This window comes from Parasutterella muris (genome assembly GCF_009767915.1).
Classification (GTDB): Bacteria; Pseudomonadota; Gammaproteobacteria; order Burkholderiales; family Burkholderiaceae_F; genus Parasutterella; species Parasutterella muris.
On record NZ_WSRP01000043.1, the window covers coordinates 1 to 21,418 of the forward strand.

20 protein-coding genes and 2 tRNA genes are annotated in these 21,418 nt (G+C 48.4%); 7 read left to right on the forward strand and 15 right to left on the reverse strand.

The genetic code is table 11. The features are described from left to right. Positions 1–133 precede the first annotated feature (133 nt). Entirely contained in the window at positions 134–643 is a 510-nt protein-coding gene (locus E5987_RS11035) for a hypothetical protein (protein ID WP_160336137.1), read from the reverse strand. 199 nt (positions 644–842) lie between these two features. On the opposite strand from E5987_RS11035, the gene E5987_RS13310 reads away from it, so the two are divergent. Next, positions 843–965 carry a hypothetical protein gene (locus E5987_RS13310; protein ID WP_255453165.1) on the forward strand — a complete coding sequence of 41 codons (123 nt, stop codon included), beginning with the start codon at positions 843–845 and terminating at the stop codon, positions 963–965. 53 nt (positions 966–1,018) lie between these two features. On the opposite strand, the gene lon is transcribed toward E5987_RS13310, so the two are convergent. The 4 genes from lon to tig all read right to left on the reverse strand — a co-directional run bounded on the left by lon (position 1,019) and on the right by tig (position 7,111). After that, positions 1,019–3,424, reverse strand: coding sequence for an endopeptidase La (lon, locus tag E5987_RS11040; RefSeq protein WP_160336138.1), 2,406 nt, complete (start codon positions 3,422–3,424; stop codon positions 1,019–1,021). A 243-nt stretch (positions 3,425–3,667) separates the two neighbouring features. Further along, positions 3,668–4,975 (reverse strand): ATP-dependent Clp protease ATP-binding subunit ClpX, encoded by a 1,308-nt coding sequence (clpX, locus tag E5987_RS11045; RefSeq protein WP_160336139.1) that lies wholly within the window; start codon positions 4,973–4,975, stop codon positions 3,668–3,670. Positions 4,976–5,002: 27 nt separating this feature from the next. Further along, positions 5,003–5,647, reverse strand: coding sequence for an ATP-dependent Clp endopeptidase proteolytic subunit ClpP (clpP, locus tag E5987_RS11050; RefSeq protein WP_160336140.1), 645 nt, complete (start codon positions 5,645–5,647; stop codon positions 5,003–5,005). Between the two features lie 102 nt (positions 5,648–5,749). Beyond that, positions 5,750–7,111 (reverse strand): trigger factor, encoded by a 1,362-nt coding sequence (gene tig / locus E5987_RS11055; RefSeq protein WP_160336141.1) that lies wholly within the window; start codon positions 7,109–7,111, stop codon positions 5,750–5,752. Positions 7,112–7,382: 271 nt separating this feature from the next. Here tig and E5987_RS11060 point away from each other — a divergent pair, with 271 nt between their 5' ends. Next, a complete protein-coding gene (locus E5987_RS11060) occupies positions 7,383–7,526 on the forward strand; it encodes a hypothetical protein (RefSeq protein WP_160336142.1) in 144 nt (47 codons plus the stop codon). Positions 7,527–7,925: 399 nt separating this feature from the next. After that, positions 7,926–8,002, forward strand: a tRNA-Gln gene (locus tag E5987_RS11065). 377 nt (positions 8,003–8,379) lie between these two features. On the opposite strand, the gene E5987_RS11070 is transcribed toward E5987_RS11065, so the two are convergent. Then, the gene (locus E5987_RS11070; protein ID WP_160336143.1) at positions 8,380–9,069 is read right to left on the reverse strand and encodes a 5'-methylthioadenosine/adenosylhomocysteine nucleosidase; all 690 of its coding nucleotides are present in this window, start codon (positions 9,067–9,069) and stop codon (positions 8,380–8,382) included. Positions 9,070–9,146: 77 nt separating this feature from the next. Further along, positions 9,147–9,704 (reverse strand): phosphoribosyltransferase family protein, encoded by a 558-nt coding sequence (locus E5987_RS11075; RefSeq protein WP_160336144.1) that lies wholly within the window; start codon positions 9,702–9,704, stop codon positions 9,147–9,149. A gap of 376 nt (positions 9,705–10,080) precedes the next feature. Here E5987_RS11075 and E5987_RS11080 point away from each other — a divergent pair, with 376 nt between their 5' ends. From E5987_RS11080 to E5987_RS11090, 3 genes are all read left to right on the forward strand, one after another. Continuing rightward, positions 10,081–11,160, forward strand: coding sequence for a DctP family TRAP transporter solute-binding subunit (locus E5987_RS11080; protein ID WP_160336145.1), 1,080 nt, complete (start codon positions 10,081–10,083; stop codon positions 11,158–11,160). A 62-nt stretch (positions 11,161–11,222) separates the two neighbouring features. Next, positions 11,223–11,693: a TRAP transporter small permease gene (locus E5987_RS11085; RefSeq protein WP_160336146.1), complete on the forward strand. Its 471-nt coding sequence runs from the start codon at positions 11,223–11,225 to the stop codon at positions 11,691–11,693. A gap of 47 nt (positions 11,694–11,740) precedes the next feature. After that, positions 11,741–13,033 carry a TRAP transporter large permease gene (locus E5987_RS11090; RefSeq protein WP_160336147.1) on the forward strand — a complete coding sequence of 431 codons (1,293 nt, stop codon included), beginning with the start codon at positions 11,741–11,743 and terminating at the stop codon, positions 13,031–13,033. Positions 13,034–13,078: 45 nt separating this feature from the next. Here the strand turns inward: E5987_RS11090 and E5987_RS11095 are convergent, their stop codons facing one another. From E5987_RS11095 to E5987_RS11130, 8 genes are all read right to left on the reverse strand, one after another. Further along, positions 13,079–13,507, reverse strand: a complete 429-nt coding sequence (locus E5987_RS11095; protein ID WP_160336148.1) for a PaaI family thioesterase — start codon at positions 13,505–13,507, stop codon at positions 13,079–13,081. Between the two features lie 16 nt (positions 13,508–13,523). Continuing rightward, complete coding sequence (locus E5987_RS11100) at positions 13,524–14,957, reverse strand: MATE family efflux transporter (protein WP_160336149.1); 1,434 nt, start codon at positions 14,955–14,957, stop codon at positions 13,524–13,526. 148 nt (positions 14,958–15,105) lie between these two features. Then, positions 15,106–15,513 carry a DUF4332 domain-containing protein gene (locus E5987_RS11105; RefSeq protein WP_160336150.1) on the reverse strand — a complete coding sequence of 136 codons (408 nt, stop codon included), beginning with the start codon at positions 15,511–15,513 and terminating at the stop codon, positions 15,106–15,108. An 84-nt stretch (positions 15,514–15,597) separates the two neighbouring features. After that, positions 15,598–17,205 carry a phosphoenolpyruvate carboxykinase (ATP) gene (gene pckA / locus E5987_RS11110; RefSeq protein WP_160336151.1) on the reverse strand — a complete coding sequence of 536 codons (1,608 nt, stop codon included), beginning with the start codon at positions 17,203–17,205 and terminating at the stop codon, positions 15,598–15,600. Between the two features lie 536 nt (positions 17,206–17,741). Continuing rightward, complete coding sequence (locus tag E5987_RS11115; protein WP_160336152.1) at positions 17,742–18,194, reverse strand: DIP1984 family protein; 453 nt, start codon at positions 18,192–18,194, stop codon at positions 17,742–17,744. Between the two features lie 556 nt (positions 18,195–18,750). After that, a tRNA-Leu gene (locus E5987_RS11120) sits at positions 18,751–18,834 on the reverse strand. 100 nt (positions 18,835–18,934) lie between these two features. Continuing rightward, the gene (locus E5987_RS11125; protein WP_160336153.1) at positions 18,935–19,687 is read right to left on the reverse strand and encodes an ion channel; all 753 of its coding nucleotides are present in this window, start codon (positions 19,685–19,687) and stop codon (positions 18,935–18,937) included. 96 nt (positions 19,688–19,783) lie between these two features. Further along, positions 19,784–20,332, reverse strand: a complete 549-nt coding sequence (locus E5987_RS11130) for an NUDIX domain-containing protein (protein WP_202074627.1) — start codon at positions 20,330–20,332, stop codon at positions 19,784–19,786. Positions 20,333–20,889: 557 nt separating this feature from the next. On the opposite strand from E5987_RS11130, the gene E5987_RS11135 reads away from it, so the two are divergent. After that, a complete protein-coding gene (locus tag E5987_RS11135) occupies positions 20,890–21,105 on the forward strand; it encodes a hypothetical protein (protein ID WP_160336155.1) in 216 nt (71 codons plus the stop codon). Positions 21,106–21,418: the final 313 nt, after the last annotated feature.

Here is a 21,418-nt window from a genome sequence, read left to right on the forward strand (position 1 = left end):
ATCATTTTATTCCACTGAAATAAAATGATTTTTTGTGATTTTTAAATTTTTAGTTCTCTAGTTCTGCAATTTTTCAGGCTCTCAGGCACGGAACTTCATCCGCATTCCAAGAGGGCCCTGTGATGCCGCTGGATTACTGCGCTGTGTCGGTTACAGTCATACCGGCAGAAAAAGCTTTGCTCACGGAAACACCCGCAATCTTTCTGAAACTTTGATTATGTCTTTGGAGCTCCACTGCCTTTGATGCTTCAGTCAGAAACGCTCTGATGCACAGAAGTTTGTCTTTAACGGAAGTTTCAGCGTCGCAGAGTGCCGGAATAAAACGGACCTCTCCTCTTAAACCGTAAAGCGCAACTAAATTTTGAACAGCCTCAACGGACAGCCCGAAAAGCACTTCAATAAAGGGCTCTTCCGAATGCTTTAACTGAGTGAACTTTTCAATTTCATCCGGGTTGTTCTTATAAATTTCCTCGCAAAGAAATGCGAACGAATAAGCAATCATAAGCAGCGACTTTAACGCAGACTTGTCCAGCGTCCCTTCGTCAATTGCGTCAATATATTCGTCGTAAGGACAGAAAAAGAGCAATTCTGCATCCGAAAGTACATCATAGTCTTTGGGATCGATTCTGTTTTCCTGCGTCATGTCCATTTCCAAAATCAAGTTTAAAGCGATGCTCAATACTGCTGAGTTTACTGATAGAATTTCCGACTCCGCAGTAAATTAAAGTCCTTAAAACGTCAAAAAATGACTTCCGAAGACTTCTGCCGCTCATTCTTTTCCGGATGCCGAAAATCCTCAGAAGCAGCGGCCGAATATCATCTTGAAATAAACATATTTTTTCATGAATGATCGCAAAGATCCGCTTTGCGCTTCATTGGCTTCAAATCAAAGAAGCCGTCTTTTTGAAATTATTATGATCGATTCTCAGTGGGCCTGCCTGATCTTCGATACCGTAAAAACCTAAAGAAATGTCCCCAAAGGCTTTCGCCCTCGGGGACATCTTTGATTACTTCAGCTTTAGTTTCTTGCTGCGGCCGGCTGAACAGTCTGCTCCGGAACTTTCAAGTCGTGAGCCGAAAGATCCGTTGAAATTGTCGCCGGAAGCGGCTGAGGCAAATGCTCAAGACCGAAACTCAGAACCTCATCAATCGTCTTAACCGGTCTGATCACCAGACCTTCTTTGACGTTGGCAGGAACTTCCTCAAGATCCTTCACATTCTCCTCCGGAATCAGCACTTCTTTGATGCCGCCGCGAAGTGCAGCCAGAAGCTTCTCTTTCAGGCCGCCGATCGGAAGAACATCGCCGCGCAGCGTGATCTCGCCTGTCATCGCGACATCAGCGCGAACCGGAATGCCGGTCATCGCGGATACCAGACCAAGCGTGATCGCGGAACCGGCGCTCGGACCGTCCTTAGGCACCGCGCCTTCCGGGAAGTGCACGTGAATGTCCGTCTCGGAAACCTGCTTGTAGCTGATGCCAAGCTGAGTCGCTCTCGAACGCAGAACGGTTCTCGCCGCCTCTACGGACTCCTTCATCACGTCGCCAAGCGAACCCGTACGCGTGATATTGCCCTTACCCGGCATGGTCGCGACTTCAATGGTCAGCAGATCGCCGCCCACCTCTGTCCAGGCAAGCCCCGTGACCTGTCCCACAAGGTTCTGCTTGTGCGTCACGCCGAATGTATAGCGGCGTACACCGAGATACTTCTCAAGATTCTCAGAATTCACAACCTGAAGAGACTTCGCTTTTTTCATCAGGAAGTCGCGAACAACCTTGCGGCAAATCTTATTGATTTCACGCTCAAGGCCGCGCACGCCGGCTTCTCTCGTGTAGTAGCGGACGATATCGATGATCGCGGACTCTTCGATGCGAAGCTCGTTTTCCTTCACGCCGTTCAGTTTCATCTGCTTCGGGATCAGGTGACGCTCTGCGATATTGCGTTTCTCGTCTTCCGTGTAGCCGGACAGATTAATCACTTCCATACGGTCAAGCAGCGGAGCCGGAATGTTCATCGAGTTGCTCGTCGCGATGAACATTACGTGAGAAAGGTCGAAATCCACTTCCACGTAATGGTCCTGGAACGTGTTGTTCTGTTCAGGGTCCAAAACCTCAAGCAGCGCAGCCGCAGGATCTCCGCGATAATCCATGCCCATCTTGTCGACTTCGTCGAGCAAAAAGAGCGGATTATTGACTTTACTCTTGGCAAGGCTCTGCAGAATGCGCCCCGGCATCGATCCCACATAAGTCCGTCTGTGACCGCGGATTTCGCTTTCGTCGCGGACGCCGCCTAATGCAAGGCGTACAAACTTTCTGCCTGTGGCTCGGGCAATGGACTGTCCGAGCGAAGTCTTACCGACTCCGGGAGGTCCGACAAGGCAGAGAATCGGAGACTTGACGTTTTTCACACGAGTCTGAACAGCCAAGTATTCAATAATTCTTTCCTTGACCTTCTCAAGCCCGTAGTGATCCTCTTCAAGGACCTCTTCGGCCTTAACCATGTTGCCGTTGATGCGTGTCTTCTTGCTCCACGGCAGTTCAATCAGCGTATCCAAATAGTTGCGGATCACATTGGATTCCGCGCTGTTCTGCCCCATCATGCGAAGCTTTTTGAGTTCGGCCAGAGCTTTTTCCTGGCCTTCATGGCTCATCTTCGCCTCTTTGATCTTGCGTTCGTACTCTTCGAACTCTTCGTCTGTTTCTCCGAGTTCTTTCTGAATCGCCTTAACCTGTTCATTCAGGTAGTAGTCGCGCTGGCTCTTTTCCATAGAGCGCTTTACTCGGCCGCGAATACGCTTTTCTGTCTGCTGAATATCCACTTCCTCTTCCAAAATGGAAAGAAGAAGTTCGAGCCGTTCGCCGACACCGCTCTCGTTGAGCAGCAATTGTTTGCGCTCGGGCGGAATGACCAGGGCCTGGGCGATCGAATCAGCAAACTCCGACGCATTATCAATCGCTGAAATCTTGTCGAGCTGTTCAGAGCTAATACGCTTATTGTTTCTCTGATACGAGGTGAACGTTGAGAGAATCGCACGGCGCAGCGGCTCAAATTTCTGAGCGCTCAGCGTACTTTTCTGCACTTTCTCAACATTTGCATAAATGCAGCTGTCAACGGAATAGTCGATGACCTTGGCTCTGTACAAGCCCTCAACAAGTACTTTCTGTGTGTCGTCCGGCAGTTTTAAGGACTGAATCACACGAGCGACCGTACCCATTTCGTTTAAATCCTCAGGATCCGGATCCTCTGTAGACGCCTGCTTCTGAGAAACAAGAAGAATCTCTTCGTTAATCTTGGAAGAACGAAGTACTTTATTCAGAGCATCCAGCGACTTAGGTCTGCCCACATACAGCGGGATGACCATGCCCGGGAAGAGTACAACATCTCTCAGCGGGAGTACCGGTAAATTCACAATCTTAGTTCTCATTAAAATCCTATACTGCTAAATTTCTTTATAAGTAAATTAATAGTTGGGGCTGAATCTCAAAAATTCAACCTCTGCTCTCCGCATCGCATTACTTGTCCACTCTATCAAATTCGAGAATAAGTTTCAGCCGAATACGTCTATATTTGGTGCCCGAATTGCTACTAATTACAAACTGTAGGTGCTGATCGTGAAAAAGGACAGGTTTTTAGGCCTGTCCTTTGCTTGATGTATCCGCTCAGAGATTTAGCTGCAAATAAATTTTGCTTTGCCGTCTCTCATGGTTTCTGCGGTGACAACAACTTTTTTCACATCAGTTCGGTCGGGAACTTCGTACATTGCTTCAAGCAGTGCGTTTTCCACAATTGAGCGAAGGCCTCTCGCGCCGGTTTTTCTTTCCTTAGCCATGGCCGCCGCTTCTTTTAGAGCTTCCGGTTCGACTTCAAGCACGACATCTTCCATCTCAAAGAGTCTGGCGTACTGCTTAATCACCGCGTTCTTAGGTTCTGTGAGAATACGCACTAAAGCGGCTTCATCCAAATCTTCAAGCGTTGCAATCACGGGAAGACGTCCGACAAGTTCGGGAATCAGGCCGAAGTGGACCAAGTCCTTCGCTTCAATATCGCGAAGCGCCTCTCCTTCACTGACCGCCTCCTTGCTCTTGACTTCCGCTTCAAAGCCGATACCGCTCTTTTCGGTCCTGCGGCGAATAATACGATCGAGTCCTTCAAAAGCGCCGCCGCAGATAAAGAGAATATTTGACGTGTCAATCTGAATATTCTTTCCGTTCGGATGCTTTCTTCCGCCGGAAGCCGGAACAGAAGCGATCGTGCCTTCAACAAGTTTCAAAAGCGCCTGCTGTACGCCTTCGCCGGAAACGTCACGCGTAATGGAAGGATTTTCACTCTTGCGCGCGATCTTATCGATTTCGTCAAGGTAAATGATGCCCTTCTGAGCTTTTTCCACATCCATATCACAGGCCTGAAGAAGCTTCAGGATCACGTTCTCGACATCTTCGCCGACGTAGCCCGCTTCTGTGAGCGTGGTGGCGTCTGCAATCGCGAACGGCACGTCAAGCATCTTGGCCATGCTCTGCGCAAGCAGCGTCTTACCGGAGCCTGTCGGTCCGATCAGAAGAATGTTGCTCTTCTGGATTTCAACGTCGGAATCGTCCTTATTTTCAAGGAAACGGCTGCGAAGGCGTTTGTAATGGTTGTAGACCGCGACGGACAGCACGCGCTTAGCCTTATCCTGGCCGATGACGTACTCGTCAAGATTTCTGCAGATCTGCTTAGGTGTCGGAAGCTCTCCGTACAGAATCGGATCCTTGTTATCCGCGTCCTCTGCCTGCTCTCTCGGAGCCGAATCGGAGCCGCCCGCTTGGACTCCGTTTCTCTTCAGCGCTTCTTCGATCACGCCGGAGTATTTCGCAAGCTCTTCCGTACACTCTCTGCAAATGTACTCGTCGCTAATCTGCGATTTATAGATTTCCGAATATTGTCCCCGGTGTGCTCCGCAGAAGGAGCACACAGGATCGTCTTTGTTGCTTTTCATTCGATTTGCTTTCTACGAATTCGTCAGTTATTTGAACTTCTTCTGCGGCTCTTCCCCGCGTTTGTTAAAGACACCGTCGATAATTCCGTATTCGCAGGCCTGAGCGCTGCTCATGAAATTGTCGCGTTCGGTATCCTCCGAGATACGCTCAATCGACTGACCGGTATGCTCGGAAAGAATTCTGTTAAGGCGTGTACGCAGTTCCAGAATTTCTTTTGCCTGAATTTCGATATCGGCCGCGGTGCCTTGTGTACCTCCGCTCGGCTGATGAATCATAATTCTGGAGTTCGGCAGCGCATAGCGTTTGCCTTTAGCGCCCGCTGCGAGCAGGAAGGCGCCCATGGAAGCAGCCATGCCCAGACAGATCGTAGAGACATCAGGCTTAATAAACTGCATGGTGTCATAAATCGACAAACCCGCGTACACACTTCCTCCCGGAGAATCAATATAGAGCGAAATATCTTTATCCGGATCCTCACTCTCGAGGAAAAGGAGCTGAGCCACAACCAAATTTGCGCTCTGATCTGTGACAGGGCCGACCAAAAAGATGACACGGTCGCGCAGCAGACGTGAGTAGATATCAAAAGATCTTTCTCCCCTTCCGCTCTGTTCGAGCACCATCGGCACCAATCCGGAATTGAAAGAGGCGGCGTGTTTCGTATTTTTATCCATAAAATTCCCCGCTTTATAAAAGCAAACGGCAAGGTTCATCCGCCTTGCCGATCTGCCTATATTTTTACCCCTGATCTAAACAGCGGTAATGTATTGGTTTGATTAAGCTCTGTCAGCCATCAGGTTTTCGAACGGGATCTTCTCATTCTTAACTTTGGCGTTCTTCAGAACCCAGTCAACAACATTGTTTTCTGTTGCGACTGCGGCAAGCTCAGCTTTGTGCTGAGGATTGTTGATATACCAATCAACAACTTCCTTCGGGTCTTCGTAGCTCTTAGCAATGTTTTCAGCCAGAGCCTTGACCTGTTCGTCAGTTCCCTGAAGGTTTTCTTTTTCAACCAGAGTGCTGATTTCAAGGCCGAGACGAACTCTCTGAGTCGCTTCTTGGAGCATTGCAGAAGCAGGAATATCCTGCGGCTGAAGCTTGATACCCTGAAGCTTCATCTTTTCGACGGCGTCGTGAATCAGAGCCTGTCTCTGTTCTTCGACAGCAGCGTGCGGCAGCGGGAAGTCGGAAACAGAGAGAAGAGCGGACATGGCGCTCTGCTTTGTACGAGCCTGAAGACGGGCTTCAACTTCGCGCTGCAGATTATCTTTAACGTCGTTCTTCATCTTTTCGAAAGATTCGATCTGAAGAGACTTAGCGAATTCGTCGTCAAGAGCGGGAAGAACTTCTTCGCCGACAGCCTTCAGAGTGGCTTCGAATTCAACGGTCTTGCCGGCAAGTTCCTTAGAAGGATAGTTTTCCGGGAATGTGACCGGGAAAGTCTTTGTTTCACCGGGTTTCATGCCGCGGATTCCGTTTTCGAATTCAGCAAGCATACGGCCGGCGCCAAGAATGAACTTGTAGTCGGAAGCTGTACCGCCGGCAAAAGCTTCACCGTCGAGTGTGCCCTTGAAGTCGACTGTGACTTCGTCGGTATCGGCAGCGGCTTTTTCAGTCGGATTGTAAGTTGCTCTCTGCTTGCGCATAACGTCGATTGTCTTATTGACGTTTTCGTCGGTCAGTTCGCATTCGTACTTGGTGACTTCAACATCCTTGACATCAGGAACTGTAACTTCCGGGAAAACCTCGAAAGTCGCTGTGAAGGAAATCTTGTCAGCGTCAGCGGGAGCGCCTTCTGTCGGAGCGATGTCAGGCATACCGGAAACGCGATACTTGCCTTCTTCGATCTTCTTGATGTATTCATCAATAGCGAGTTTGTTGATAACGTCGTATTCGACTTCACGGCCGTAAGCGGCGGCAACCATAGCTGCCGGAGCTTTACCCGGACGGAAACCGTGGAAGCGGGCTTTTTTGCCGCGTTCGCGAAGACCCTTGGCAACCTGTTTCTCAACTTCCTTGCGGTCAAGGAGGATCTCGACTTTACGCTCGAGAGGATTCGGTTTTACTTCTTCTTTAACTTCAGCGGCAGCTTCAGCAGCTTCAACTGTCTTGTCTTCAACTTTGGTTTCTTCAGCCATTATTTTTCCTTTCTAGAACCGTGGGATCACGGAAAACTTCTTGATTTAATGAATTTTTCGATTCGGCGATTATAACGATAAACATCACGCAATCAAGGAATTTCTGCAATCTTTAACAATTTCTTATGCTAATGATTCTCATTTGCAACTAAGTACCTGTATCACTCACCCAAAATGGACATTTTGATAGATTTTATTAGGGTTTTACCTTACTTACTTTCCCGTATTCAGATATAATGAGCCTAAAGAAATTTAACGCGTGGAGGTTCTGATGAGTAATAGAAGAAATGCACAGGTCCGCGTTCTTGAGTTAAGAGCTGAACAGGAAAAACAGATGCGTAAATGCTGCGTATTCGGCATGACGCTGACGCTTGCCGCTTTTGTTCTGGCTCAAATAGCTGCGTACCTTATTTGATATTGGGATAGGTGCGGAGCAGCCTAGACCAATTGCTCCAATTGAAGTTGATTCACCTGCACTAAAGGGCCCGTTTAATTCGGGCCTTTTGGTTTGTCGGCACCGCAGATCTACATCGATATAGGCGCCCCCTTTCAGTTTGATCGTTCAAAGAGCCAAGCCCTCCCATCCTGCTTCACTAACCCCTCCTTCGCTTTTCGTATCTGTCATTTCCAAAGGCCGAGTCCTTAAAAAGATTTCTGATGTTTTCCTTCAATCGAAGAAGTCTCAGCCTATTCCATAAAAACCGCATCAAGCATTCAGCACTCATGAGTCGCGGCTCAGGCCTAAGATGAACGGCACTTTTTTGAGCCTCTGGCTTTTTTCTGATTTTTGTGTATAATTTCGCATTCTGACAGCAGGGGAGTCGCCAAGCTGGTTAAGGCACCGGATTCTGATTCCGGCATTCGAGGGTTCGAATCCTTCCTCCCCTGCCACTCATCTTAAATACCCATTACCTATTCAAACTTTCTGTACTTTTGCAGGATTTTTGCGCTGTGCAGAAGACATGCGGCTTCTCTTCTTTTTTAGCGGTCCGTGAATTTCAAAATTTCGCAGCATTCGCCGGGACGGTCTCCCCTTATTGCAAGGCCGCCGCAAAATCGAAAGGCACAGTCAATCTTTCCTGTACCTTCTTAAACTGCCCTTTTGTATCTATATTTGCTTTTAACTCCGATTTCCTGAGCATCCGTCCGGTCTATTGTTCTGCAGGCTGCGGCTGACGGCAGCCGCTGACCCGTTTTCTAACCTTCAGTTCGTTACCCGCAGCTTCTTATTCAATTAATAGAAGAGCGATACAGCCGAATTTTAGTTATCAGACGAGTTCGGCTATCGCCGCGCGCGTCAGCTGAATAGACTTTGCTGCAGCCTCTTTCACAAACGAGTCATAAGACACCGGCGCGTATCCCGACGCGTCATCGGAAATCGCGCGAATAACCACAAACGGAATCTCATTGATGAAGCAAACCTGCGCAATCGCGGCCCCTTCCATCTCAACTGCCGCTGCGTCAAAGAAATCACGTATCCAATGCTTACGCTCAGCATCGCAGACGAACTGGTCTCCGGAGGCAATCGTGCCGATCTGCGCTCTAAACCCGAGCTTTTCTGCCGCTTTGAGAGCCGCCTCCCGATATCTCGGCTCTGTCTCAAAGTAGACCTTATTGATGCCCGAGACCAGGCCCTTCGGATCACCGACACCTGAAGTGTCCATGTCATGCTGACAGAGCTTTGAAGCGATCACAAAATCTCCGAGAGAAATGTCTTTGCCGATACCGCCTGCCACCCCGGTATTAATAATGGCTTCCACACCAAAACGCAGAATCATGGTCTGTGCGCAGACAGCGGCAAAAACCTTACCGACGCCGCTGACCGCTGCCACAACTTTTTGGCCGTCGAGCATGCCGCGGTAATAATCAATACCGGAAATCGTGATGGTTTCCGCTCCTTCCAAACTGTTTTTCAGCGCTTCAATTTCGACGCGCATTGCTCCGATAATGCCGATCACTTCTGAATCCTAAAAAGAGAAAGGCTTTCCCGCCGAGAGCGAAGAAAGCCGGATGATGTCTGTAGTCCGCGCTTAAATCAGAACGGCAGCGGGCTGCCCTTTGCGTCAAAGAGCGGAAGTTTCTGAAGATAGATAATGTCGTCTCTGCCGACCGCGTCGCCTTCGGCAAGAATCGCCATCTTTCCGACGACCTGAGCGCCCGCAAGTGAAGCTAGTTCCTCAAGCGCTTCCAATGAGCGGCCTGTTGAAATCACATCGTCGACAATCAGAACACGTTTGCCTTTCATGCGTGCAATCTGCTCTCCGTCCAGATAAAGCTTCTGATCTTTTGCGGTAGTGATTGATTTCACCGAAACGCTGATGGGATTATCCATGTAGAGTTTGATTCCCTTGCGGGCCACCATGTACTCTTTGTCGCCGTGCTGGCGTGCCATTTCGTGAATCAAAGGAATGCCTTTGGCTTCCGCAGAAAGCAGATAATCATATTCCGGCGCGATTTTCAGAAGTGCCTCAGCGCTTTTTACTGTGAGCTCCTGATCTCCGATAATAATGAAGGCGGCAATATTGATGTCCTGACTAATCGGACAAAGTTTGAGTGAACGTTTTAAACCCGCTACTTCGATCTCGTAATCCATCTATAACTCCGAGTTGAAACTCTTTTTTTAAATCCTACTTCAATTAAGTCTGTTTTTTCTCCTTTGCGCCTAATCTCAGGCACAATGAAGAAAAAATTTGCACTACGGAATAATACCGACATCTCAAGCAGTTGAATTGACTGTGAGCTCCTCTTCCTGATTTTTATTCGCAAAAAAACGGAATTTCTCCCGAACAGTTATACAATAAGGCTCATGGGGACGGAAAGGTTCTCACAAAGAACATCCGCTCCTGATCACAACTTCGATGTCGTAATTCGAGGGCCATAAGCCGTGAATCTCTTCCCGTACAATGCGGGTAACGGTCGTTATGGCCTTTTTAATAATAATCACCTTAATTTCTAATGGAGCAATCACCGTGAAGGTTAAACTTCTTTGTAAAGCCGCTCTCGCGCTGGCCGCCGTCGGCTTGTTTGCCTCTGCCGCCTCTGCCGCGTATAAATCCGAATACAAGCTCAGCGTTGTTCCCGGCGCTTCTTCCGGCTGGGGCCAGACGGCTACTTTCTTCGCCGACTGCGTTCGCAAGAAATCCAACGGCCGCATCAACATTAAGCCCTACTTCGGCGCTCAGCTGATGGCCGGCAAACAGACCTCCGAACTTCTGCTCGTTCGCCGCGGCGCTATTGACTTTGCGCTTGCTTCCACAATTAACTGGTCTCCGCAGATTAAAGAGCTCAACCTGACCGCTCTGCCCTTCTTTATCGCCAACAACCCCGACCGCTACAAAGCGCTCGACGCGATTGAAAAAGGCAAATCCGGCAAGATGCTCGAACAGGCTATCGAAAAAACCGGTGTTAAATTCATCGGCTGGTCTGAAAACGGTTTCCGCGAACTTACGACATCCAAGGGCCCGATCGAAAAACCCGAAGATATGAAAGGCATGAAGCTTCGTGTCTGCGGCACTCCGATCTTTATCGACATCTTCACCAAGCTTGGCGCCAATCCGCAGGCCATTAACTGGTCTGAAGCTGTAACCGGCTTCCAGCAAGGTATTGTTGACGGACAGGAAAACCCGACCAACGGCATTAACGTCCCGACAAAAGTCTGGCAGTGGCACAAGTACTCTACCGACTGGCATTACATGATCGACCCGCTCTTCTTTACCGCCAATAAGAAGGTTTGGGACGAATTTACGCCCGAAGACAAAGAGCTGATCCTCAGCTGCGCCGTCAACGCTGAACTTTACGGCAAAGCGCTGTCCCGCCTCGGCAACGATGACGGCTCCGCTCTGGAATACCTGAAGAAGATCGGCAAAGAACCGGCCGTTACCGATCCGAAGGGCGAACTCAGAAAGAACGGTATGACTGTTACCGAGTACACCCCGGCAATGGTTAAAGAGTTCTACGACGCGACTAAGAGCGTTCGCGACGACTGGACCAAGAAGATCGGTCCGGATCTGGTCAAGGCCGCTGAAGAAGACATGAAGTCTGCTCAGTAAGCCCGAACTCTGATTTAAAGCGTTACGAGGCGGTGCAAACCGCCTCAATTTACAAAAAAACTATGCTTCACTTCCTCAATACCCGATTCGAAGAACTCTTAGGCGCCTTCCTGCTGGCAGTGATGGCGTGCATCGCGTTCATCAACATTATTGTTCGCTACTGCACCAATCTCTCCTTCTCCGCGTCTGAAGAACTCACCGTAAACTTTTTTGTATGGATCGTGCTTTTAGGCACATCTTTAGCCTTTCGCGAAAGCAGCAACTTTACGATGAGCGTGGTTTACAGCTGTACCAAGGGCTGGCTGCGCAAAGCGCTGTATATTTTTTCCGTTATCTGCTGTCTGGCATTTTTCGTGTGGCTGGTTTACCTCGGCGCAATTGAGGTCATTGATGAAATGGACCTGAACGTTTCGTCCGAGTCGCTGGATATTCCGGTTTGGCTCTATACCCTGGCAACACCGCTCTTTTCTCTTCTCATTATTGTCCGAATTCTTCAGCGCACAGTTGAAGATTTCCGACTCAATCGTTTTTAGAGCGCTGTGCACAAAATGAATAAAAACAAAATTCAAAAGGAGAAGAGATGACTGCATTGCTGAGTGATCCGGGGCTTTTGCTCCTGACTCTTTTTATTGTCATGCTTGTACTGCGCGTACCTATCGCGATCAGTCTGGGACTTTCCGCGGCCGTAGTCGCCTGGAAGTTCGACATGGGCATTGACATGCTTCCCTATAACTTCTTTGCCGGCGTTGCCAAAGTGCCGCTGCTGGCGATTCCGTTTTTTATTCTTGCGGGCTTCATCATGGAAAGCGCGGGTATTGCCGCGCGTATTGTCCGGCTCGTAGAGAATCTGGTCGGCGACATGACAGGCGGTTTAGCAATTGCGACGGTCGCGGTCGCCACCTTCTGGGGCGCGGTCAGCGGCTCGGGTCCCGCGACAGTGGCCGCACTCGGCCTGATTCTGATCCCCGCGATGGTCAAGAACGGATATGACAAGGCTTTTGCCGCGGCAAACGTTTCCGTAACTTCCGGTTTGGCCATTGTTATTCCGCCGAGCATCGCATTCATTGTGTACGGCGGCATTGCCGACGCCTCTGTTCCCGCGCTGTTTGCCGCCGGTATTATCCCGGGTCTTATCGTCGCCGGCTTCCTGATGATCACGGTCTACCTGATTTCCAAGAAGCGCGGCTACCGCGGTCTTCCGAGACAGGAATCCACATGGGTTGTCTTTAAAGACGCCTTCTGGGGCGTACTGACTCCGGTCGTGATTTTAGGCGGTATTTACGGCGGTATTTTTACGCCGACCGAAGCGGCTGCTGTTGCGATTTTCTATGGTCTCTTTGTCGGTGTCTTCGTTTACAAGACCTTTAATTCGCTCTCTGTGCTGACGCACGTTCTTGTGGAATCGACAAAAGCGACTTCCGTCATTATGTTTGTCGTAACCTGCGCGGGTCTCTTCGCTTGGGTTGCGAGCACCGTCGGTTTAGTAGAAAGAGGCGCCGCGGTCCTTTTGGCATTGTCTGAGAACCCCTGGGTACTGCTGCTGCTGATCAACATTATTCTGTTTGCGGCAGGCATGATCATGGACGCGATTTCGATCTACTACGTCCTGCTTCCCTTCCTGCTTCCGATTGTGCATCATTTCGGCTGGAATCCGGTCTGGTTCGGCGTCATGATGACGGTAAACCTTGCGGTCGGCCAGGTAACGCCTCCTGTTGCAGTGAACCTTTACGTCGGCGCTCAAATTGCCGATCTGACGATGGAAGACATTACACCGCCCGTGATTCCGCTGCTCATTGCAACGATCTTCGCGCTGGCAGTTATTGTTCTCTTCCCGCCTCTGACGACATTCCTTCCGAATCTCTTCGGGCTCTAAAGGGAGCTTCTGCAGTACAAGGCCGCTTTTTGAGCGGCCTTTCGTTTATTTCCAGCTGCCGCTTTTATCTTTAACCACGAAGTTGGTGACGCGGACAGTAGAAATCAGACGTCCGTCTGCGGCGGTGATATCCACATTCCAAAGATGTGTGCTTCTTCCGAGATGAAGGGCCTTAGCTTCCGCAAATACATAAACGCCCGGTTCCTTACGCACCGAGCTCAAATGATTTCCGCTGACGGAAGAGCCGACCGGAATAAAGCCCTCCGGAAGACTCAGGAAGGAACCATATCCGGCCAAAATTTCCGCAAACGCAAGCGAAGCGCCCCCGCAGAGAACGCCAAACGGCTGAGAAGTACTGTCGTTCACAGGCATTTTTGCCTTTACCAGGCCTTCTTCTTCGGAAATAATCTCAATCCCCAAGCTGCCGATCATAGAATGAGAGACGGCTTCTTCTCGTGTGTAATCTTTATTCATTGCGGTCCGACATTAGTTAAACAACGGTTTCTTTGAGTTTGTTCAGATCAAGGCGATATAGACGGTAAAGAAACACTGATCCGCGGGCGGTCAGCTCCAAAGCCATCGCGATCCAAACACCTGTTAGACCGAATTTTAAACTCAGAACATAAGCGAGCGGGAGTCGAATTCCCCACATACTGCCGAAATTGATTAAGCTCGGACCAAGAGTTCGTCCGAGCGCGACAAAAATGCTGTAGCAGACAATCGCGCTTGCGAAGAAGGGTTCTGCAAAGGCCTGGATGCGCAGGCATTCCGATCCGAGGCTGACAATATTTTCCAAAGGCGTCATGACGCGAATCATTTCGGGCGCGAACGCGTACATAATGCCGCCCATAAGCGCCATCAGGCACATGGCAAGACAAACATTAATCCAAGCAAATTTCTTTGCGAGTTCTCTTCTCTTGGCGCCATAGCTCTGCCCCACCAGCGTGGAAGCGGCATCCGAAATCCCGAAGCCCGGCATATAGCAAAGAGATTCAGCGGTAATCGAAAAAGAATGCGCCGCAAGCGCCACATTGCCGAGCGGCGCAACAATCACAGTGGTCAGAATCTGAGCGGTCGTCATCGCACAGCGCTCGAGCGCCATAGGAAGACCGATCTGAAAACAGCGGCGCATAACCGCTTTGCGCAGCTTAAATGATCCCGGATGACCGACCAGTGCGAGTTTGTTGTTTTTAACCAGCAGAGAGTACATCATGATCAAAGCGCACACGGCCTCTGCAAGCACGGTTCCCAGAGCCGCGCCTGTCACTCCGAAACCGGCGCCCCACATCGTAAAGGAGAAACCGAACACTTCGTAGCGGTCGGTCGGGTAAATCAAAATCCAATTAAAGAGGACGTCCAGGAAGCACATGAAGATGTTGGTCAGACTCGGAATTTTTATCTCTCCGGTGCTTCGCAGCATGCTTGTCGCGATGAAATTAAAGATGAGGCACGGCAGACCGAGCGCAAAGACGAGGAAATAAGCGGAGGCGTCCTGATGCAGGTCCGTATTGCCGCCGATCCAACCCGGCAGATAAGGGCTGATCAAAGCGCCGATTAAGGCAAAAACAGCTGAAAATAAGAATCCTGCCGTAAAGCTCTGCCGCAGCAAATCCCGTGCTTCATCAAAATTTTTAGCACCGATCCGATGAGCGGTCTGAACGGAAAACGGCGTTGTAACGGCAACAACAAGGCCCCATATCAGCCAAATCGACGTAGAGACAAGAGCCACAGCCGCCGCAGGAATTTCTCCCAAATGGCCGACCATAGACGCGTCGATAATCTGCATCGCCACAAAAGAAATCTGCGCAAAAATCGCGGGTATGCTGAGCCGCACCACCAATTCGATTTCCTCACGGGTGGTGAGTTCAAGACCTTCACGAATCTTTGTGAAGAGCCGCTCTGTTTTGCTTTCTTTAGTGCTCATGCCGGACGCTTGCCGCGATAAACCAACCTGACTGCGAGGCTGTCATTTTAGACAGTGATTTGACGGTTTGATGAGAAACGCAGTTGGAACGAAAAAAGGAGCAGGACGCGCCTACTCCTTGTGACGAAAAAAGATGAACCCGATCAGATTAATAGGTCATCACGGGCGCAAGTTCGGCCGCTTCCTGGATCCATTTAGCGACTTCTTTTTCGCTCGGGTCACGCTGAGCCAGATTTTTCTTAGCGTTGACTTCTGCCATCTTAGCGGTAAGGTTAGCCGCGACGCGATGACGAAGTTCTTTTACCGTATCCACACCGGAGGCTTCCAGAAGTTCGGCATACTGAGGGCCGACACCGTTAATACGGAACAGATCAGCATGGTTTGTCCACTTGAGGATCAGCTTTTCGGAGATTCCCGTTGCTTCAGCAATTTTTTTGCGGCCGGCGGGAGCTGCGCACTTCGCAAGCAGATCGTCCGGAGTTTTAATATTTTGTTCCAAAAGTTTCGGAGCGTATGCCTCTCCGATGCCTTCGATATCAATAATTTTGTATGCCATGCCATTCCTCCAAATAGAGAGTTTTATAAGCACAGCATACATAAATTTATACTTCTGACAACCTGCCTGCACTCAAATTAAGAATCAAAGCTGCGGGCCGTAAGCTTCAAGGCGCCTGCACTCCTCATTGGTCTTAGAGAACTTCTTGAAATTCTCAATGAATTGTTTTGCAAGCGCCCGGGCGCGTTTATCCCATTCGGCAGGATCCGCATAAGTATTACGGGGGTCTAGAATTTCGTTGTGGGCGCCTTCGCAGTACTTTGGAATGACCAAATTGAAATACGGGATTGTCACGGTTTCAGAGTTAAGGATGGACCCGGAGAGGATGTCATCGATAATCGCACGCGTATCTTTAATCGAGATACGTTTGCCGGAACCGTTCCAGCCGGTATTTACCAGATAAACATGAGCGTTGTTGGCTCTGGCCTTGCGCGACAGTTCCTTAGCGTATTTGAACGGATGCAGTGAGAGGAAAGCCGCGCCAAAGCAGGCCGAGAAGGTCGGTTTCGGCTCAGTGATTCCTCTTTCGGTTCCGGCAAGTTTGCTGGTGTAGCCGGAAAGGAAGTAATACATTGCCTGATCCGCTGTCAGAATCGACACCGGAGGCAGCACACCGTAGGCGTCAGCGGAAAGGAAAATAATTTCTTTCGCGTGCGGTCCCTTTGAGATCGGCTTAACGATGTTTTCGATATGGCAGATCGGATAAGAGACGCGGGTGTTTTCGGTAAGGCTTGAATCATTGAAATCGATTTTCCCTGCCTCATCCACAATTACGTTTTCGAGCAGTGCGTTAGGACGAATCGCCTTATAGATATCGGGTTCGGAATCCTTATCGAGATGAATGACTTTCGCGTAGCAGCCGCCCTCGTAATTAAAGATGCCCTCATCGTCCCAGCCATGTTCATCATCACCGATGAGAAGGCGTTTCGGGTCTGTCGACAGTGTCGTTTTACCAGTGCCTGAGAGACCGAAGAAGATTGCGGTATTGGTTTTATCCAAATCCGTGTTGGCTGAGCAGTGCATTGACGCGATATGGCGAAGCGGATTGAGGTAGTTCATCACCGAGAACATTCCTTTTTTCATTTCGCCGCCATACCAGGTATTGAGGATGACCTGCATTTTTTCTTTAAGGTTGAAGGCCACAGCGGTTTCGCTGTGCAAACCGAGTTCCTTAAAGTTTTCCACTTTTGCCTTACTGGCGGTCAGAACAAAAAAATCCGGCTCGCCGAAGTTTTCCAATTCTTCCTTGGTCGGGCGGATAAACATGTTGGTGACGAAGTGGGCCTGCCAAGCGACCTCCATAATGAAGCGAACTTTCAAACGCGTACTTTCGTTTGCGCCGCAGAAGGCGTCGACAACATAAAGTTTTTTATGAGAGAGTTCATTAGCGGCTTTGTCTTTCAGTTCTTTCCAAGTCGCTTCGCTGATCGGTTTATTATCATTTTTGTACTCTTCTGATGTCCACCAAACTGTGTCTTTTGAGACATCATCCATCACAATGAATTTGTCCTTGGGGGAGCGGCCGGTATATTCGCCTGTAAGAACGTTCATGGCACCTAGTTCTGTCAGAACGCCCTTTTCATATCCGGTCAAACCCTCAGCGGTTTCTTCGCTGCGCAGGGTATCGTAAGAAGGGTTGTAAATGATTTCCTTGACGTCAGTTATGCCGTACTTTGATAAATCTAATGTCATGGCTGTATCTTCTTTAAAAAATTGTCTTGCGTAAACAGCCGGTCAATTCCGCAAAAAAACAGCGGGCTGGCCAGCTAAGCAGTAAATTTTACCACTACTGTAACTTTTTGTAATATTTTTAAATGATTCGTTACGCTCGTCGACAGCCTGAGCATATCTGTTGATGAATGATTAGCCAGCCACATGAAAATTAAAAGAAAATTTAAGGATTTTTCTTTTGAAATAAGCTTCGGAAATGGAACTCCCTCTTCGGTTTCTCTACCCCAAAGAGGCTGCTGTATTTGAAGCCGGATCCTGAAGGAGGGGTCCGGCCCCGTTGTCGTATGAATTATTAATACAAAAGCGACTGAAAATTTTGTTTGAAAGCAGTTATCCCACTGCCCCACCCTCGAGAAAGATCAAAGCACGGTTGTCAGATGTACAGGTGCATCAGTTCTCATGTTCACCGTTGGAGCCGTTAAAGTAACACCAGGTCCTTGGCTCTCCGGGACATTGTCGAAGATTTGCTTTCGCCTCTTTTCTCTACTCTGCTTTCATTAAAGCAAGTCAATATTCCAATTGGCCTGCTGAATCTTATTATCCAGCTCACGCACTTCTTTAGCTAATTCATCAGCCTTTTTCTGATATTCCTTAACGTTCACTGTCGGAATAATCAAAATTTCCGATCGAGAATAACGATCCACAACCGAGCCGGCTTTGTTTGCGAACTCTCTGTAAACAGAAGCTTTCTTCATGAGCTGGTCTCTCTCTACGACCCAGTCTCCCAAAGGCCTTCCATCCAAGACGCTTTCAGAATTCGTGCGGTTGATTCTGCAGATAAGTTCAATACTTCTTGAAACTGCATTATTCAGTGCCTGCATTATTTCGATCGGATCCTCAGTCGGCTTCGTTCCCTCCTGAATCGTTGCATTCTGCAGCAGCCGCGTCCTCAGCACCTCTATTGTTGAAGTCAGCTCTTTTCTTTCTCTCAAAGCTTCCGCTAATTTCATTTTTTCTTCCGCAAAAATTTAATTATTAAACCGCATATACGCAGTACAGGATACTGAAAGGGGCCTTTTTGAGCGATTAGGCGTTATTCCTTACAAACACGTACTTAAAATTTTTCCGGCTCTCATCCCTGTCCTACATGAGAGAACAAACGCCAGAATAACTAACTGGATCAAATTTTCCGGAGCGGAAACACCATCCTATCCCACTGCCGCCATCAGCTTTTGGATTTTCTCCTCTGTAGCGACCCTTTCACGATGTTCTGGTTTTTTAGGCAGCCGAATGCCAACGGCTGGAGATTTGAGTAAGATGCCTTTTTGGACGGCGTGATTTAAAACTCCAATGATATGGCAGTACTCCCGAATCACAGTAGCCGGACTAATTTGTTCTCCAGTCTTAGATTTTTCCGATCCTCTCGTGTCTATAAAATTCTGGAGCCATATCTCTAACCGTCTCTCTAATTTATCTCTACTGACGTGCAATTATGCGCCGATATGTGCATAAAAGGAAGGTGATTTTCCCTGAAGTGCCTCTATGTGCCGATACGTGCGGGGATTATGGTGCGAGTGGACGGACTCGAACCGTCACGTCTAGGACACTAGAACCTAAATCTAGCGCGTCTACCAATTTCGCCACACTCGCGGAAGCGCCTATTCTACTATGAAAATCAAAATCGGATTCCACTCGGACAAACCACTGCCTACCCCTTTATCCTCATGCCGCTCACCTGATACAGCTATGTTCAATGCTTTTCTGTACTGTCTGCACGCTTGGAGGACGTATCCCCGTCTTCAGCCGCTGTCTTTGACATCGTCTGGAACAGACCGACAATATTAGACACGTAAACAGTAAACATCGGAATGATCAGCAGGCCGAGCACCGCCACAATCACCGAGAGGATCTTGCCTATCGGCGTTACTGCCTCAATGTTGCAGCCCACTGTAATCGCCTCCATCCCGGCCCACCAAAGCGCGTCCCAGTAGGTTTTCACAAGCGGATTGACATTGACCTCGCAGACATAGAACGCCAGACTACCGACATAAATTCCGGAAAGCAGGATCACCATGTACGTCATAAAAAGCGCGGATGACCGGCGAAATGTAAACCAGCCTACAACAATCGCGAGCGCGTAACAGCTTCGAATCAGCGGCATAAAGCGAAGCATGTATAAGACATCGTCCGGAATCCTTAAGTTCGGAATCATCGGAAGTACGGTAATCCAAGGAATACAGGCAATAAATAAAAGAAAATACGCAAGGAGATAGCGGCTCTTATGCTTGGTCACTACAAACTCAAGCACGATGTCCAGCATAAAAAAGATGCAAACCCAGAACTGTACCTTCTGTGTGAACTCGCTTTGCGCAAACGGATTGCTGAATAAAAATGTGTCGTACGAAATACAGCCGATCAAAACGATCGAGCAAAGGAGCACCACAAGCCTTAAAAAGCCTGAAAAGGTAATACTCTTTTCTTTTAATTTTGACCAAAAGCTCATCACTAACCGTCCTTTACCGCAATTATTAATGGACCGTCAGCCGTTAGGGAAAAACAACGCCCGAATCGAGAGCGAAATAAAAAATGTCTTTAAAAATCAGTCCGCCATTTCGTGAGCAAGCCACATGGCTGCAACGATGGTCTTCACATCTCTGATCTCACCGTTAAGGCTTTTACTGACCAGCTCCGTCCATGGCATCTCGACAAGCTCAAGAACCTCTCCCGGATCTAAATGTTGCCCTACTTTCTTCAAATCTCGGGCAAGAAAGACTGTGATTTCTTCGTCAGAGTATCCGATCGCGTTGTTAAAGCGTCCTAAAAGCTTCCACTTAGAAGCCTCATAACCCGTCTCTTCAATCAATTCGCGTTTGGCGCAGTTCAAAGGAGATTCTCTCGGATCAAGTTTTCCGGCCGGAATTTCTAAGAATGTCTTTCTAAGCGGATGACGATACTGCTTTTCAAGAATGACTCGTCCGTCATCAAACATCGGAATAATTGCCGCCGCTCCGGGATGGCGAAGATATTCGCGACAGGAAATCACGCCGTCGGGAGTCCTAACCTCGTCACGGATAACTTGCAGAAAACTGCCTTTGTATTTAACTTCCGAACTTAAAACTTCATCTGCCAGCGGATCTTTGACTGTCATGATTGCCCTCTGCATCAATGTTTGCTGATTACCATTCTAATGCCGCTTTTCAAGACCAATAGCATTTACGGCAGCTTTAATGCTTTTGAACTCATTCCATGTCAGCGTCTTCAGGATCAAAACCTGAGATTTTTGCCGCACTTAAACAAACCGGCAGATTCCAAACCTCTTCAAAAAAGGCCTCTGTTTTCAACGCAGGAAAGCAAAGGACCGATTTTTCCCTATCCTCCGCCTGTGACGGCTTATATTCATAGAGGTATTTTTAAAATTTATTACTCATAGGTAAACCGGCCGGAAAATCACACTCGACGGCAGCCTGCTTCCGGATATTTTTTCTGCACAAAGACCCAAACAAAAGCGCTGTACATTCTCGCACTGAAGGCTTTGCAGCGAACCGGCCGATTGCTTCTAAATAACGGCAGTACCGCAAATACCGCAAATTTCCGATCAAACAGATAATCGTACAAATAAGTAGAAACGACCTAAAATAGGCGGTGGTATTTTTATGTCTCGGCAATCTGGGCTAGAGTTGCTGTTAGCAGAACAGGAGGGCGTATATGATTTATCGCACAACTCAAAAATTCGTTAATTATTTCAGTATTTTCTATTTCCTTTGCGCAATTGCGATGTTTATCTTCCTGTGGTCATATGTCCCTGTGATCGCAGAGCTTTGGACAAGCCTCCTCGATTTCGCTTTTAATATCTGTTATGTAGTTATCGGTGCGCTTTTATGGCCGGGTACACTGCTTGCCATCTTGGTATTCGGGTGGTAACTGCCATTTAAACGCCAATAAATCCTTCCGTTTCGGAGGGATTTTTTTTTGAGCTCAGACTTCGACTTTACTTTGAGAGTCGCTTTTTTGCGCTATCACGTCTATTTGGAGTTTTTGGAGAAAAAAATCAGAAAAGATGAATTTGTCAATAGGAACATGGGAAAAATTTGATCAATATTTGATCGAGCTCAAACTTCCTTTAAATAATTTCAAAAACTCATCCGAATTCATGATGCCCCGACTTTAGGAGAATAGTTCTCTAAATTTTTTCGAGAACCTACGTGGTTCTTATTTTTTCACTTGTTTTTACTTT

Excerpts from the sequence above, each read along its gene's own strand:
- E5987_RS11095 (WP_160336148.1), bottom strand. The coding sequence starts at position 13,507 with ATGAATAAAGATTACACACGAGAAGAAGCCGTCTCTCATTCTATGATC.
- E5987_RS11105 (WP_160336150.1), bottom strand. The coding sequence starts at position 15,513 with ATGGCATACAAAATTATTGATATCGAAGGCATCGGAGAGGCATACGCT.
- E5987_RS11100 (WP_160336149.1), bottom strand. The coding sequence starts at position 14,957 with ATGAGCACTAAAGAAAGCAAAACAGAGCGGCTCTTCACAAAGATTCGT.
- E5987_RS11125 (WP_160336153.1), bottom strand. The coding sequence starts at position 19,687 with ATGAGCTTTTGGTCAAAATTAAAAGAAAAGAGTATTACCTTTTCAGGC.
- E5987_RS11085 (WP_160336146.1), top strand. The coding sequence starts at position 11,223 with ATGCTTCACTTCCTCAATACCCGATTCGAAGAACTCTTAGGCGCCTTC.
- E5987_RS11130 (WP_202074627.1), bottom strand. The coding sequence starts at position 20,332 with ATGACAGTCAAAGATCCGCTGGCAGATGAAGTTTTAAGTTCGGAAGTT.
- E5987_RS13310 (WP_255453165.1), top strand. The coding sequence starts at position 843 with ATGAATGATCGCAAAGATCCGCTTTGCGCTTCATTGGCTTCAAATCAA.
- E5987_RS11035 (WP_160336137.1), bottom strand. The coding sequence starts at position 643 with ATGACGCAGGAAAACAGAATCGATCCCAAAGACTATGATGTACTTTCG.
- E5987_RS11135 (WP_160336155.1), top strand. The coding sequence starts at position 20,890 with ATGATTTATCGCACAACTCAAAAATTCGTTAATTATTTCAGTATTTTC.
- E5987_RS11090 (WP_160336147.1), top strand. The coding sequence starts at position 11,741 with ATGACTGCATTGCTGAGTGATCCGGGGCTTTTGCTCCTGACTCTTTTT.
- clpX (WP_160336139.1), bottom strand. The coding sequence starts at position 4,975 with ATGAAAAGCAACAAAGACGATCCTGTGTGCTCCTTCTGCGGAGCACAC.
- E5987_RS11115 (WP_160336152.1), bottom strand. The coding sequence starts at position 18,194 with ATGAAATTAGCGGAAGCTTTGAGAGAAAGAAAAGAGCTGACTTCAACA.
- E5987_RS11075 (WP_160336144.1), bottom strand. The coding sequence starts at position 9,704 with ATGGATTACGAGATCGAAGTAGCGGGTTTAAAACGTTCACTCAAACTT.
- clpP (WP_160336140.1), bottom strand. The coding sequence starts at position 5,647 with ATGGATAAAAATACGAAACACGCCGCCTCTTTCAATTCCGGATTGGTG.
- pckA (WP_160336151.1), bottom strand. The coding sequence starts at position 17,205 with ATGACATTAGATTTATCAAAGTACGGCATAACTGACGTCAAGGAAATC.
- lon (WP_160336138.1), bottom strand. The coding sequence starts at position 3,424 with ATGAGAACTAAGATTGTGAATTTACCGGTACTCCCGCTGAGAGATGTT.
- E5987_RS11060 (WP_160336142.1), top strand. The coding sequence starts at position 7,383 with ATGAGTAATAGAAGAAATGCACAGGTCCGCGTTCTTGAGTTAAGAGCT.
- tig (WP_160336141.1), bottom strand. The coding sequence starts at position 7,111 with ATGGCTGAAGAAACCAAAGTTGAAGACAAGACAGTTGAAGCTGCTGAA.